Here is a 15,940-nt window from a genome sequence, read left to right as displayed (position 1 = left end):
CCGGTTGCTAATTATGCAACCGGCAGCTTTTTATCTTGAAATAATTAGTTTTGCAGAGCTGTTTTTATGCGCTGATGTAAATTCTGAATACTGTAAACATCAGTACGGGATAAACGGCTTACACCCTCGCTCATCGCTAAAGCACCTGCGATGGTGGTATATAAAGGTATACGCATATTCAGTGCACTACGGCGGATTGAATGGCTGTCTTTAATAGACTGTACATCACTGCTGACAGTATTAACAACCAGAGCAATCTCACCGTTTTTAATGGCATCAACAATATGCGGGCGCCCTTCAGTTACCTTATTCACCACTTGCACATTGATTCCGTGCTCAGCCAGAAAAGCTGCTGTCCCGCGGGTGGCACACAGTCCGTAACCGAGCGACTGAAAATTGGTTGCCACCTGAACAACAGCAGGTTTGTCTTCATTACGTACAGCCAGAAACACTTTGCCAATAGTCGGCATATGCTCACCCGCTCCAAGCTGGGCTTTCAAATATGCTTCGGCAAATGTTTCACCAACACCCATTACTTCACCGGTAGAACGCATTTCCGGCCCGAGAATGGTATCTACGCCGGGAAATTTAATGAAAGGAAATACGGCTTCCTTAACTGCAAAAAATTCAGGAATAACTTCTTGTGTGTAGCCCTGTTCGGCCAATGAGATACCGGCCATAACCCTTGCTCCAATTTTAGCAAGAGACACACTTGTGGCTTTAGATACAAATGGAACAGTACGTGAAGCACGCGGATTAACTTCAAGTACGTAAACGATATCATCCTGTACCGCAAACTGCACATTCATCAGACCAACTACATCTAAAGCCATTGCCATGGCTGCTGTCTGACGACGAATTTCATTCTGAATAGCTTCACTTAGCGAATAAGGCGGAATGGAACATGCTGAATCGCCACTATGGACACCTGCCTGTTCCACATGCTGCATGATGCCGCCGATAACCACCTGTTTACCATCACATATACAATCTACATCTACTTCAATAGCGTGGCTGAGAAAGTAATCAAGCAATACCGGGCTATCATTGGATACTTGTACAGCTTCGCGCATATAGGTTTGTAATTCATTGGCTGAATGCACTACCTGCATAGCTCGTCCGCCAAGTACATAAGATGGACGTACTACTAGCGGATAGCCAACTTCTTCAGCCAGTTGCAGTGCCTCTGCCTCGGTACGTGCTGTACGGTTTTCCGGTTGACGCAATCCCAGTTTATGTAGAATCTGCTGAAAACGCTCACGGTCTTCTGCTGCATCAATGGCATCGGCAGAGGTGCCGATAATATTAACACCATTAGCTACCAGTTCATTAGCCAGTTTTAAAGGCGTCTGACCGCCATAATGCACAATGAGACCGTCTGGCTGTTCGGTATGACAGATTTCCAGTACGTCTTCAAGGGTTAGCGGCTCGAAATACAATCTGTCAGAAGTATCATAATCTGTCGAAACGGTTTCAGGATTACAGTTCACCATAATGGTTTCAAAACCGGATTCGCGCAATGCTAATGCAGCATGTACACAGCAATAATCAAACTCAATACCCTGACCGATACGATTTGGTCCGCCACCAAGAATCATAATTTTTTTACGCTGTGTCGGTTCCGCTTCGCATTCTTCTTCATAAGTTGAGTACAGATAGGCAGTATCGGTAGCAAATTCAGCTGCACAGGTATCTACGCGTTTAAAAACCGGATGCAGATTCATGGCATAACGATGCTGTCTGACACTGGCTTCATCCTGATTAAGCAATTGCGCCAGCCGTTTATCAGCAAAACCTTTGCGTTTGAGTTTACGTAGATAATTGTAATCGATATCTTCCAGTCTGATCGCTGTCAGTTTCTGTTCTTCGCTAACCAGATCAGCAATCTGTGCCAGAAACCACGGATCAATAGCACAAATTGTATAGATTTCCTCTAATGAAAAGCCGGCACGAAATGCATCAGCGACATACAGTATCCGTTCAGGACCGGGATTAGCCAGTTCACGCTGAATGGCTGCACGGTCACTGATGCGGCAATCAAAGCCGCTCAGACCAACCTCCAGACCGCGCAGAGCTTTATGGACAGACTCCTGAAATGTACGGCCGATAGCCATTACTTCCCCGACTGATTTCATCTGTGTCGTCAGGCGATCATCTGCGGACGGAAATTTTTCAAAGGCAAAACGGGGAACTTTGGTTACCACATAATCAATGGAAGGCTCAAAGGAAGCTGGTGTGCGTCCGCCGGTTATATCATTTTGCAATTCATTCAGTGTATAGCCTATTGCCAGCTTAGCTGCGATTTTGGCAATCGGAAAACCGGTAGCTTTAGAAGCCAGAGCAGAAGAACGGCTGACACGCGGATTCATTTCAATCACAATCATTTCGCCGTTTTGCGGATTAACGGCAAACTGCACATTAGAGCCACCGGTATCCACACCGATTTCACGCAGCACTGCCAGAGAGGCATCACGCATCAGCTGATATTCTTTATCCGTCAGTGTTTGTGCCGGAGCTACTGTAATCGAATCACCGGTATGTACGCCGCACGGATCAAAATTTTCTATTGAACAGATAATAATGCAATTGTCGGCACGGTCACGCACCACTTCCATTTCATATTCTTTCCAACCCAGTACAGACTGTTCGACCAGTAATTCATGAGTAGGTGAAGCATCGAAACCACGTTCACAAATAGTAATAAATTCATCTTTATTGTAGGCAATACCGCCGCCACTACCGCCCATGGTGAAAGACGGGCGAATTAATGCAGGAAATCCAACCTGCGCCTGTGCCTCCAGTGCCTGCTCCATGCTATGGCAAATAAAGGATTTCGGGGTATGCAGACCAATTTTATTCATTGCTTCTTTAAAACGGCCGCGGTCTTCTGCTTTATCAATTGCATCTTCGGATGCACCAATCAGCTCTACCTGATATTTTTTCAGAATACCGTTATGCGCCAGATCAAGAGCACAGTTCAGTGCCGTTTGTCCGCCCATCGTTGGTAAAATGGCATCGGGACGTTCTTTTTCAATAATTTTTGCCACTGTCTGCCACATAATCGGCTCAATGTAAGTAACATCAGCCATATCCGGATCTGTCATAATCGTAGCCGGATTGGAATTAACCAGAATGACTTTATAGCCCTCTTCACGCAATGCCTTGCATGCCTGAGCTCCAGAGTAGTCAAACTCACATGCCTGACCAATTACAATAGGACCGGCACCAATAATTAGGATAGATTTTAAGTCTGTGCGCTTAGGCATACTGATACCTTTATCAAAAATTATCTGTTAATTTAGCGGTACGGCAAGATTGATTTTCTGACAGTCAATCGGTCATTTGATACTTGCCGTCCATAATTTCAGTGCAAACGCAATAAACATCAGCCCGATTGTGGCTACTGCCCCGGCAGCCAGACGCTGATAGTGACGAAACCACTTGACCAGCGATAAACCACTGAATATCAGTACGCTTAGATAAGTCAGGCTGAAAATTTGCAAAATAATAGCCAGCAGTAGAAAACTATATGCCGGGTGTGAGTAATGCGGATCAACAAACTGAACAAAAAAAGCCAGAAAAAACAAAATTGCTTTCGGGTTTAACAAACTGAGCAGCAAAGCATGCTGAAAGAAATGACGTGCCGGAAGCGGTTTACTGGCTGCTGCCGGCTCACACAATGATTGTCTGAAAACATCTGCAGCAGCATTCTGACGTCTGTTCCATTGCTTAAGAGCTGAACGCAGCAACTGCCAGCCCAGATAAAACAAATACAAACCACCGACCAGTTTCAGTATTAAAAACAATGCAGGTATGGTTTTGATAATTGATGTTGCACCTGAAGCTGAAAGCAACATCAAAATACTGTCACCCAGAAATATTCCGGCAACCGCACAATAAGCAGCCCGTGCTCCATATTTTCCGGCCATGGCCAGACAATACATTGAATTTGGTCCCGGCAGCAGAACTATTGCTATGGCACCGACAATATACGTTCCCAGATCAGTAATACCAAACATGGGGGTTCCTGTACTTTTTTACTATTCTCAATAAATGTAGTTCGTAATATCACGCAATTAATTTTTATTTGCCGCTTGCATATGTTCGATAAAGCGGTCAAAAAGGTAGGCAACGTCGTGCGGGCCCGGACTGGCTTCCGGATGTCCCTGAAATGAAAAAGCCGGCTGACTGGTCATGCTAATACCCTGTAGTGAACCGTCAAACAGCGATTTATGAGTAATACGAACATTTTCCGGTAAAGTATCTGCATCTACTTCAAAACCATGATTCTGACTGGTAATCACAACCCGGCCGGTATCCATATCCTGTACCGGATGATTGGCTCCGTGATGACCAAAAGGCATTTTGCGGGTTTTCGCCCCTAAAGCCAGACCAAGCAGCTGATGTCCCAGACAAATACCGAATAGCGGAAGTTTATGTGCCAGAATTTCCTGCACAGCTTTAATGGCATAATCACAAGATTCCGGATCACCCGGCCCGTTAGACAAAAATACGCCGTCAGGATTCAATGCCAGTACTTCAGCTGCCGGTGTAGTAGCAGGAACCACAGTCAGACGGCAGCCGCGTTCACTCAGCATACGCAAAATATTGGTTTTTACCCCGAAATCGTAGGCAACCACATGATATCTGGCTTCTTGCGGTTGAACATAACCCTGCCCCAGCTGCCATTCACCCTGAGTAAATTCATATTTTGCAGAACAGCTTACTTTCCGTGCCAAATCTTTTCCGGCCATGCTGCCAAAAGCACGTGCCATTTCCAGAGCCTGTTCTTTATTTGCATCAGCGCCAGTCAGAATACAGCCGGCCTGTGAACCTTTATCCCGCAGCAAACGGGTAAGGCGTCGGGTATCAATATCTGCGATTGCCACAGTATGCTGACGTTTCAGATAATCAGACAGGCTTTCTTGCGCACGAAAATTACTGTGCAATAAAGGTAAGTCGCGAATAATTAACCCGGAAGCATAAATTTGTTTACTCTCAGTGTCTTCACTGTTGATACCGGTATTGCCGATATGCGGATAAGTAAGAGTCACCATCTGCTGAGTATAAGACGGATCAGTGAGGATTTCCTGATAGCCAGTCATGCTGGTATTGAAGACTACTTCACCAACTGCCTGCCCGGCTGCACCAATGCTGACACCATGAAATACGGAACCGTCAGCCAACACCAGAATTGCACTTGTAGTCATGGATGAGTCCTGTGTATTTAATAGACCGTCAATAACGACAATCTGTTTTTTATGGATTAATAATCGTGCTTCCAGTTACCAGTTGCAGGCAAAAAAAAACACGCTACTTCACGCAAAAAGCGTGAGCTACGTGCTTGATTATGGCAGAGACATAAAATCCGACACTGCCATGAAAGCAATGCATTTTAGCTAATCTTCTCTACTTTGGCAATGCAGATATTACTAAATAAAAAAGAAAATTTTTATTAATCTGCTGAGCAGCCCGCCGGCTGCCCATTAGACTGACTGCAAATTTTACAACACTATTTTAGCGTACATGATAATTCGGCGCTTCTTTGGTGATTTGCACATCGTGTACATGCGACTCACTCATACCCGCTGCGGTAATTTCAACAAATTCTGCCTTATCATGCATCTCATGAATGGTTTTACAGCCCAGATAGCCCATACTGGAGCGTAATCCGCCTACGAGCTGATGGATAATCTGGCTGATTGGTCCTTTATAAGGTACCCGTCCCTCAATGCCCTCCGGCACATATTTATCAGCGCTGGAGACATTATCCTGAAAATAGCGGTCAGATGAGCCCTGGCTCATGGCACCCATTGAGCCCATACCGCGATAGGATTTATAAGAGCGTCCCTGATAAAGCTCGATTTCGCCCGGTGCTTCTTCAGTACCGGCGAACATACCGCCGAGCATTACCGCAGAGGCGCCGGCTGCCAGTGCTTTAGCCAGATCACCTGAAAAGCGTATACCACCGTCAGCAATCAGCGGCACGCCGGTACCGGCAAGTTCTGCAGCCACATTATGAATAGCGGTTAACTGCGGCACACCTACACCGGCTACTATACGGGTTGTACAGATAGAACCTGGCCCAATGCCAACTTTAACTGCATCCGCTCCGGCTGCAACCAGATCACGCGCAGCAGCTGCTGTTGCTATATTACCGCCAATGACATCTACATCCGGATAATGCTGTTTTACCCAGCGTACACGTTCTATTACACCCTGACTATGTCCATGTGCTGTATCCACCACCAGCACATCTACTCCGGCCTGTACCAGTGCAGCTACCCGCTCGTCTGTGTCTTTTCCGACTCCTACTGCAGCACCTACTCTCAGTCGTCCTTCACTGTCTTTATTGGCATTAGGAAAAGCTGTGTTTTTTAATATGTCTTTTACTGTAATCAGACCTTTCAGTGCCCAGTCTTCATTCACTACCAGCACACGCTCAATTTTATGTGTATGCATTAATTCACGGGCATCATCGATACTGGTAGTTTCACTTACCGTAACCAGACGCTCACGCGGGGTCATAATACTGGATACTTTTTGCTGCAGATTACGTTCAAAACGTAAATCCCGGTTAGTAACCAAACCAACAACTTTGCCATTTTCCAGTACCGGTAAGCTGGAAACTTTGTATTTACGCCCGGGACCGATTAAATCGCCAATCAGCGTGTCAGGTGTAATGGTTACCGGATCCTTGACCACACCACTTTCATATCGTTTAACATTGGCTACGGCACGTGCCTGCCGTTCAACACTCATGTTTTTGTGAATAATGCCAATACCGCCTTCCTGAGCCATGGAAATAGCCAGCCTAGCCTCAGTAACCGTATCCATCGCCGCTGATACCAGGGGTAAATTCAGATTAATCCGGCGGGTAAGCGGAGTTTTCAGAATAACGTCGCGCGGTAGTACTTCAGAATGAGCAGGTACGAGTAGCACGTCGTCAAAAGTGTAAGCTTTTTCGACTATACGCATTTTAGGGCTTCTTTTTAGAGGATGAGAAGAAATTTAGATAAGGGAATTGGCGGGTAATTTTAACAAATATACGACACACTCGCAAAATATACTTTTACATAAACCGGTCAATTGGCAAACATTGGTTTTTTTTATCGTATAATAGTCAAAACATATATTTTCAAACCCAAGGAAAAGTAAACATGCGTCACAAAATACTGAAAATGTCACTGGCAATGGTACTGATGGGCAGCACATTAATAGCAGGTGCTGTGGAGGTATATACATGGCGTGATAACAAAGGCGTAAATGAATACTCAGACACCCCAGTAAATCTTTCACCTGCTAAAACTCAGCGTTTTAATGTGCGCACACAGGTTGCCACGCCTGTGGCAGCACCTCAGCCTAATGCTGAAGCCAGTTCTGATTCAATAACAGAACAGCAGGCAAAACTTAACCGTAAAATTGAAGAACATAACAAGCTGACAGATGAGCGGAACAAAAAAATTGAAGAACAAAACAAGAAAAACCGTGAAGCCGCCTGCAAAACTTCGAAGATGAACCGCCAAATGGCTGACAGTCTGCGCACCAATAATCGCGATGCGCTGATTAAACGTTATGATGAAGACGTACAACTAAATTGTAAATAAACTTTTACTCTTGACTATTTTACTCCTTATCCATAAGTTGTTTACGCAGCTTATGGACTTTTTTATGGCTGCATACATAGTTGTTAACCAGATATACCATTACTATGACCAATACCACAGCCACATCATCCAGCAATGCTGACAGTAATAAATTTGATATAGCCCTGTTTCTTAAAAACCTGCCTTTAGTGCCGGGTGTATACCGCATGCTCGATGCAAATGATAAAGTATTATATGTAGGCAAAGCAGTGAATCTGAAACGTCGTGTCAGCAGCTACTTTCAGAAAACCAATTTATCGCCCCGGATTCAGCTTATGGTGAAACAAGTGGCGCGAATTGAAATTACAGCCACTCATTCAGAAACAGAAGCATTGATTCTGGAAAATAACTTTATCAAGGCATTATCGCCGAAATACAATATTCTGTTCCGGGATGATAAAAGCTATCCTTATCTGATGCTGAGTGGGCATCAGTTCCCGCAAATGGCGTATTACCGTGGCAATCTGAAAAAAAATAACCAGTATTTCGGTCCTTATCCTAATGGCTATGCGGTACGTAATAGCATCCAGACATTACAGAAAGTATTCAGACTGCGTACTTGTGAAGATAGTGTATTTGAACATCGCGACCGTGCCTGCCTGCTTTACCAGATTAAGCGTTGTTCTGGGCCATGTACAGGGCATATCACAGTTGAAGATTATCAGAGCAGTGTTAAAGCTGCGATCAGCTTTCTGCACGGAAAAACCAGTGAGCTGACTGCTTCTTTGCATACCAAAATGCAACATGCTGCTGAACAGCTGGATTTTGAAACGGCAGCACAGGTGCGAGATCAAATTCAGGCACTGGGACTAATGCAGTCTCAGCAATTTATCGACAGCAAACAGGCTCGTCACAATGACATTGATATCCTTGCGTTGGCTGAAGAAAATGATATTGTATGTATTCACTGGGTTAGCATTCGCGGCGGCCGGCATGTCGGGGATAAAAACTTTTTTCCAGATACCCGCTACCGTGTTACTGAAAAACTCAATCACTATGGAGAGGCATTTGTTGCACAACACTATCTGGGTAAAAATAAGCCGGATATAATCATCAGTAATTTTCAACTGCCCAAAAGTCTGTGTGAAGCACTGAATAACGAAAACGGTAAACAGATTCAGTTTATTCATAAAACTGTAGGTGAACGGCGCGTATGGCTGAATATGGCGGAACGCAATGCACATATGGCGATTGAACAGCATCGTTTACAGCAGCATAGCCAGCAACACAGGATTGAAGCACTGGCTCAACTGCTTGATATGGATGCAGAAAATCTCAACCGGATTGAATGTTTTGATATCAGCCATACTCAGGGCGAGGCTACTATTGCTTCATGTGTCGTATATGAAGATGAAGCCATGCAGCCTGCTAAATATCGTCGCTATAATATTACAACCGCAAAGGCCGGTGATGATTATGCCGCCATGCGCGAAGTATTAACCCGTCGCTACGGACGACTGGCAGATAATGATGACAGTATCGGTGCGTGGCCGGATCTGGTGCTCATAGACGGAGGTATAGGTCAGGTGCATATGGCTCTGGATGTATGGCAGGAGCTGGGTATTCATATTCCGATAGTCGGTATTGCCAAAGGTCCGGAACGAAAAGCCGGTCTGGAAGAACTGATTATTCCGCATCAGCAGCGCAATATCCGGATAGAACCGCACAATCCTGCCCTGCATTTGTTACAAACTGTCCGGGATGAATCCCACCGCTTTGCCATTACCGGCCATCGGCAGAAACGTGCCAAAGCAAGAGTCACTTCTTCACTCAACGACATACCGGGTATTGGCAGCAAGAGGCGTCAGGCACTATTAACCCGTTTTGGGGGGTTACGCGGCGTGGTTGCCGCCAGTGTGCATGATTTAAGTCAGACGGAAGGTATTAGCCTTGCTCTGGCCGAAAAGATATATGATGCTTTACATTAATACTAATAAATTAATCTGATTACTATCAGTTATATTAATATTACCAATAAACAATACCGGAATATTCAGAAATTTTATTTACAATACTGAATATACAATTATGGAATGCCTGAAACATTGCTGCCTGTGTTAAATATCATCTTTAGATAATACCGGGTATTTTCAGAAATTTGTCAAAACAATATTTATCTCTTCATCAGACTACATACTGATGAATGGAAACCAGAAATACCGTATATCATTAATAATTTACAATAATAGCACCAGCTTACAGGCAGTGTACAGAAGACAGAAAATCTTTAATCAGAATCCAGCTAAAATATTTGTTTTTCTTTACATTAAAAAGAATACATAAATATAATTATCTTTGAATTTATTAAAGGATATAATAAAATGACAGAAATAGTTCAAATTTCTTTGCATAAAAAATTATCTAGAAATTTTTTAATATTATTTGTCAGTTATTTCATATTTATACTGTGTTCAGTTGGAGCACTCTTATTTTATTTTTATGATGAATGTGAACGATCAGGCGCAAGTTTCTTTTTAGGTTTAATAGCACTGATTAATTTTTTTGTTTTTTTATTTTCTATAGTTATTAAGGCTTTAAAAGCAATTTTTTCCCGGACTGAAAATAAACAATCACTTTCATTTAACTTTTTACTAATCAATTTTACACTATTTCTTATTACCTTTTTTATCAGTATTTTGGGTTATAGATTATTAAGTATCTATTATAATCAAACAGATATTGTTTTAATTAATATTCTCTGCTGCTCTTTTTGTATCTTTATCTGTTTTTTAATTTTATTTTTCGCCAAAATAATCAAATAGCTTTTCTTACGTTCAGCTTAATGATAAAAATTTTAACTAATTAATTCCGGAAAAAAGCAGATGAACTTCACTCAATACTTACTGCAAAATAAATATGATGACTTGTATCGCTATATATTTAATTATGAACCAATATACTTATTCCGTGTTCCATTATTTATAACATCAGTACCAAATGCAGCATTTTAATCAGAAATGTAATAGCCCGAGCCAGAATTAATTTTTAAACAGTCATTCATAATATACAAACAGCTAGTGATAAATCTGAATATTTTAATGAGTTCAGCAGCAGATAATATTATTTTCCAGTCGCTGTAATTTAAGGCAATTATGATAACTGACTCATCAATATAATGATCAATTGTATATATGATTTAAATCAAACCACAACATTTAAATATATTTAATTTAAAAAATTTATATATAATAAAATAATTTTTATTGACAATAAAATTTAAATATGATTCAGCATTACTTAAATCGCAGAAAATTGATCAGATTTTTAATTAACTATTTAATATTTACAATAGTTTTTTTCATTATACTCGAACTCCCTAGCGGTTTTAGAGATATTAATGAATTTTTTACACAAGAGTCAGTTTTGGGTCTGATGGAAATAACTTTCATTCTCTTTTTATACTTCTTTTTTTTGTTCAAAACGACTAAAACTATTTTCATTCGCAACAGCAAAAATCAATCATCTTCTTTTAAATCTTTATTTTTTAAATTAGCACTTAACATTGGTTTAATTTTGCTATTTCACTTTGTTGTTTATTTATTAGGTATCGACAGAGATTTAGCGTACACTATTTATGGTTTAATGATATATTTCATTTTATATTGCTGGGCAGTCAGTTTTTTTATACTAATAAATATAAAAATCATAAAATATTTTTTACGGGCAGAAAAAAATGTTCAGATTTCTTCTTATAGACTTGTATCCGAAGATTTATTTATGTTTTTAACTAGTTACTCATTAGTTATAATCTGCATGATTGGATTTTACTATTCTATTGGTGATTATACTTACCAATTCAAGCTTTTGTTTGGAATCGGAAAATTAAACTTAATTCTGCTCGGAATTAATTTTTTAACTTTTATATTGATTATATCTGTTTCTACTATTAAACCTGTAAAATATATTTTTTTTAATATTGAAAATAGTGAATCCTTTTCATTTAATTCTTTACTTATAGGATCCGGATTATCTCTAATAAACTGCCTCTTTTTGTTTTTTATTAACGGTATATTATTTTTTATAGAATCTTCACAACTTATACAACTTGTTTTCATTTCAGGTGAAATTTTCTGCTTGTGTATCTTTATTCGTTTTTTTATTTTACTTCTCGCTAAAATAATTCAATTATCTTTCTCTTTCTTAACCGGGATGAGAGATTTTAAATAAATTAATACAGAATAAATAACAAAATATTTATATCTTTATAATAATTAAAAATTTTCATCTAAAATATTATAATTAAACTATTATTTTCATGAATAAAGTATTGCTTAATAAAAAATAAACTATATAATTTATTTACCTAACTTCTTTAGCTTAGGTTATTAATTTAAATTATAAAAAATCTTAAAAGCATATAAAAGGAGAAAATAATATGTATAACATTGACTACAATAGCTATCGCTCTATAAACAGTTTTAATCAGCGCGTACGTTTTTTAATATTGCATTATACTGCTGAAAATTTTGCTGATTCGATCAAATCACTCACCGGTCCAAATACGAGTATTCATTATCTGATTCCAGATGAAGCAGAAGCAAGCTATCAGGCAGCCGGCTTTAAAGAGCTGCGTATTTTTAATCTGGTGGCAGAAACAGACCGGGCTTGGCATGCAGGTGTCAGTAGCTGGCAAGGTCGTAGTAATCTGAATGATACTTCCATAGGTATAGAAGTTGTTAATCTGGCTACCGATAATAACGGTATATTTACTTTTCCATCCTATGGAGTAAATCAGATTAAAGCGCTCAAACAACTAGCTCTGAATATTCTCCAGCGTTATCCGGACATTACGCCAACTCATGTTATTGGCCATTCAGATATCGCACCACAACGCAAAAGTGATCCGGGTGCGGCCTTTCCATGGAAAGAACTGTACAAAGCTGGAATTGGCGCCTGGTTTGATACAAAAACCAAATTAAATTATCTAATCCAATTCACAAAGCAAGGGATACCTGATAATGCAACCATTTTAAAACAATTAAATCGTTATGGTTACGATATCACCGGTGCTGACGCTGATGCTGATGCTGATGCTGATGCTGAACAATTCAACAAACTGATACGTGCTTTTCAACTGCATTTCCGTCCGACAGACTATAGCGGAAGAGTGGATTGCGAAACGGTTGCTATCTTATACGCTTTAATTGAAAAATATTTTCCGGAGGCATAAAACTCTCTTACTTAAAAGAAATAGATATTAAGCAGTTTGAACAAGCCACGAACATAGGTACAAAGTCCGTGGCTTGTTCAGATAAATGATAAATAAGCTGATAATTTATCCGCAGCGGATAGCAATTGCTTATAAACGGGTTACTGAGAGTACACCTTTAACATCGCTCAGGTGGCTAAGTACCCGGGGTAAATCATTTACCTGTTGTACTTCAACAGTAAATCGCAACTGAGCTTCCATATCACGTGATAACGTCTGTACCGCAGTAACATTAAGCCGGTTGCGTGCCAGTGTTTCAGAAATATCGCGTAATAATCCACTGCGGTCTCTGGCACGAATTTCGATATCAATAGCAAAAACCTGCCCGGCTGAATCACTTGCCCAGGATGCAGGTAATACTTTATCCGGAGAAATCTGAGCCAGATATTGAAACGAAGAACAATTGCTGCGATGGATTGAGATACCACGTTCCCGTGTTACAAAACCAATAATTTTGTCTCCGAATGCCGGTTTGCAGCATTTAGCCAGTGTCGTAAATAAACCAGCCTCACCATCAACGAGAACACCACCAAAATTTTTCTTGATTTTACTGCGTTTGACTAAATGGTTTTCTGTTACCGGTGCTTCCGGTTTTTCCAGTAAAGTATCGACTGCTTTCTGAATCATGCGGCCGGAAACTTCACCATGCCCCATAGACAGATAAAAATCATCTGCACTGGAAAATCCCAGAGCTTCAGCCAGTTTATGAATATTTGGCTGCACCTGCATTTTTACTAACTGTTTTTCCAGTGCAGCACGTCCTGATTCCCGTATGGATTCACCGTTCTGCTGCCGAATAAACGCACGAATCTTACTAATGGCTTTATTACTTTTTACCCATCCGTCATGCAGCCAGTTAACCGATGGTTTACCTTCACGTGCAGTAATAATTTCAACCCGCTGACCATTCTCCAATGGTGTGGATAACGGGACAATCTGCCCGTCTACTTTGGCACCGCGACAACGGTTACCTATATCTGTATGTAATGCATAGGCAAAATCAATCGGAGTGGCACCAGCCGGTAAAGAGAATACTTTGCCATGCGGAGACAGAACATAAATAGTGTCGTTAAACAGTTCTGTCTGGAAAGCACGTGACAGATCTTCACGGCTACTATCGTTTTCGGCGATATTTTCGCGCCAGTCGAGCAACTGACGTAACCATGCTATTTTATGTTCATAGGCTTCATTACCCTTGCCACCCTCTTTATAGCGCCAGTGCGCGGCCACACCAAACTCTGCATAACGATGCATATCAAAAGTTCGAATCTGGATTTCCACGCCTTTGTCTTCAGGTCCGACGACAACAGTATGCAAACTTTGATAATCATTGGGCTTGGGATGAGCAATATAGTCATCAAACTCACCCGGTATAGGTTGCCATAAGCTGTGTACAATCCCCAGAGTGGCATAACAGTCTGCTACTGTATCCACCAGAATGCGTACTGCCCGTATATCATACAAACCATCAAAGCTCAGTTTCTTTTTTACCATTTTACGGTAAATGGAATAGATATGCTTTGGTCGTCCGGCCACTTCAAAATGCATATTCAGGCGGCTCAGTTGCTGTCTGAGGGTATCAACAAAATGTTCAATATAGTCCAGACGCTCAGTACGCTTTTCATCCAGCAGACGGGCAATTTTCTTATATTCATCCGGATTCTGATAACGAAAACTTAAATCCTCAAGCTGCCATTTCAGCTGCCATACACCCAGACGATTGGCCAGAGGGGCAAAAACTGTCATGGTTTCTTTAGCTACGTCTTTTTTTAATTTTTCGTCGGTGACTTTACTCAGGTAGCTCATGGTCTGGGCGCGCATAGCCAGTTTAATCAGTACGACCCGGATATCCGATACCATCGCCAGTAACATCTGTCGCATTGCTTCAGCCTGCTGCTGCCGTTCCTCCTGTGTAGCCAGAGGGCTGATGCTGACAAAATAAGTAAGCTTCTGTACCTGATACAAACCAGCAACCAGCTGCATTACACTGTCACCACATTCTTCTTTAACAATATTTTTCCAGTCAGTGACATAATTGGGCAGACAGCTCAGCATTGTGGCGGCAACAGCATCGGCCATCAAATCCATATCTGCTACCGATTTAGCAGCAGCCATTAAATTGATATACAGATCTTCACCGGCAAAGGTTACCGCGTCTTTCGGATAGCTGTTATTTACCAAACTCTGGGCATGCCGGAGCATTACTCCCATCGCCGCTGGTAAGGTGGCAATATAATCATCTAACCAGACACACGGTAAGCATGGATTGGTGACAAGAGCTTGATCAGGCGTGCTAACCATGTTATCAACCTGTTGATTTGTGTAAATTATGGCGACCATTTTACCAAAACAGACCATTTTATGCTTCATATTAGGCTGTAGAAAAACAGGAATAGTGCTATTATGCGCAACTTTCGCATACACTATATGCAAATAACTTCGCTCGTCCCGCGTTTATAGCTTTCGCATATAGTCTTTATTTTTAAAGGATTTATAATGCAGACTCATCCCGAAGTCATAGGTGTTGACGCGCTGGCCGAAAAAATTCGCAAAATTCCGAACTGGCCGCAGGAAGGAATTTTATTTCACGACATTACTCCGGTATTACAAAGCCCGCAGTACTTCCGTCTGCTGGTAGATTTAATGGTTTACCGGTATATGGATCAGAAAATTGATGTTGTAGCCGGTCTGGATGCACGCGGTTTTATTATCGGTGCTGCTCTTGCCTATCAGCTGAATGTCGGTTTTGTTCCTATCCGTAAAAAAGGCAAGCTTCCTTTTACTACTATTGCGGAAAGTTACGAACTGGAATACGGACATGCAACCATCGAAATGCACACTGATGCGGTAAAACCGGGTACTCGTGTGCTGCTGGTAGATGATCTGGTTGCCACCGGAGGTACGATGAATGCCGGTGTAAAATTGATTCGTAAACTGGGTGCTGAAGTAGTAGAGGCAGCTGCAATTATCGAATTTACTGATTTGCCCGGCGGCAAAAAAATTCGAGATGAAGGAGTACCATTATTTACGCTGTACCAGAATTCCGGTTCTGTTGAGCAATAAAATCCTTCTGGTTGAATTTTTA

Annotated in this window: 9 protein-coding genes; 4 read left to right on the top strand and 5 right to left on the bottom strand. The window is 41.3% G+C overall.

Features of this window, described 5'->3' with window-relative positions; translation table 11 throughout:
• Positions 1-44 precede the first annotated feature (44 nt).
• From carB to guaB, 4 genes are all read right to left on the bottom strand, one after another.
• Positions 45-3,266 carry a carbamoyl-phosphate synthase large subunit gene (carB, locus tag H3T75_RS02290; RefSeq protein ID WP_198210897.1) on the bottom strand — a complete coding sequence of 1,074 codons (3,222 nt, stop codon included), beginning with the start codon at positions 3,264-3,266 and terminating at the stop codon, positions 45-47.
• Positions 3,267-3,338: 72 nt separating this feature from the next.
• Positions 3,339-4,019, bottom strand: a complete 681-nt coding sequence (gene leuE / locus H3T75_RS02285; protein ID WP_198208925.1) for a leucine efflux protein LeuE — start codon at positions 4,017-4,019, stop codon at positions 3,339-3,341.
• A gap of 57 nt (positions 4,020-4,076) precedes the next feature.
• A complete protein-coding gene (gene carA, locus H3T75_RS02280) occupies positions 4,077-5,210 on the bottom strand; it encodes a glutamine-hydrolyzing carbamoyl-phosphate synthase small subunit (RefSeq protein WP_198210896.1) in 1,134 nt (377 codons plus the stop codon).
• Positions 5,211-5,517: 307 nt separating this feature from the next.
• Entirely contained in the window at positions 5,518-6,978 is a 1,461-nt protein-coding gene (gene guaB, locus H3T75_RS02275; protein ID WP_198210895.1) for an IMP dehydrogenase, read from the bottom strand.
• A gap of 182 nt (positions 6,979-7,160) precedes the next feature.
• On the opposite strand from guaB, the gene H3T75_RS02270 reads away from it, so the two are divergent.
• The 3 genes from H3T75_RS02270 (at position 7,161) to H3T75_RS02260 (ending at position 12,816) form a co-directional block, all read left to right on the top strand.
• Positions 7,161-7,607, top strand: a complete 447-nt coding sequence (locus H3T75_RS02270) for a DUF4124 domain-containing protein (protein WP_078474736.1) — start codon at positions 7,161-7,163, stop codon at positions 7,605-7,607.
• Positions 7,608-7,711: 104 nt separating this feature from the next.
• Positions 7,712-9,574 (top strand): excinuclease ABC subunit UvrC, encoded by a 1,863-nt coding sequence (uvrC, locus tag H3T75_RS02265; RefSeq protein WP_198210894.1) that lies wholly within the window; start codon positions 7,712-7,714, stop codon positions 9,572-9,574.
• Between the two features lie 2,447 nt (positions 9,575-12,021).
• Complete coding sequence (locus H3T75_RS02260; protein ID WP_198210893.1) at positions 12,022-12,816, top strand: N-acetylmuramoyl-L-alanine amidase; 795 nt, start codon at positions 12,022-12,024, stop codon at positions 12,814-12,816.
• Positions 12,817-12,945: 129 nt separating this feature from the next.
• On the opposite strand, the gene H3T75_RS02255 is transcribed toward H3T75_RS02260, so the two are convergent.
• On the bottom strand, positions 12,946-15,156 hold the full coding sequence (locus H3T75_RS02255; RefSeq protein ID WP_084586664.1) for a bifunctional (p)ppGpp synthetase/guanosine-3',5'-bis(diphosphate) 3'-pyrophosphohydrolase: 2,211 nt from the start codon (positions 15,154-15,156) through the stop codon (positions 12,946-12,948).
• Between the two features lie 195 nt (positions 15,157-15,351).
• Between H3T75_RS02255 and H3T75_RS02250 the strand changes: the two genes are divergently transcribed.
• Positions 15,352-15,918: an adenine phosphoribosyltransferase gene (locus H3T75_RS02250; RefSeq protein WP_025331077.1), complete on the top strand. Its 567-nt coding sequence runs from the start codon at positions 15,352-15,354 to the stop codon at positions 15,916-15,918.
• Positions 15,919-15,940: the final 22 nt, after the last annotated feature.

The sequence above is a fragment of the Snodgrassella sp. W8135 genome, assembly GCF_016101225.1.
GTDB lineage: Bacteria > Pseudomonadota > Gammaproteobacteria > Burkholderiales > Neisseriaceae > Snodgrassella > Snodgrassella alvi.
This window is presented reverse-complemented; position numbering and strand designations above follow the sequence as displayed.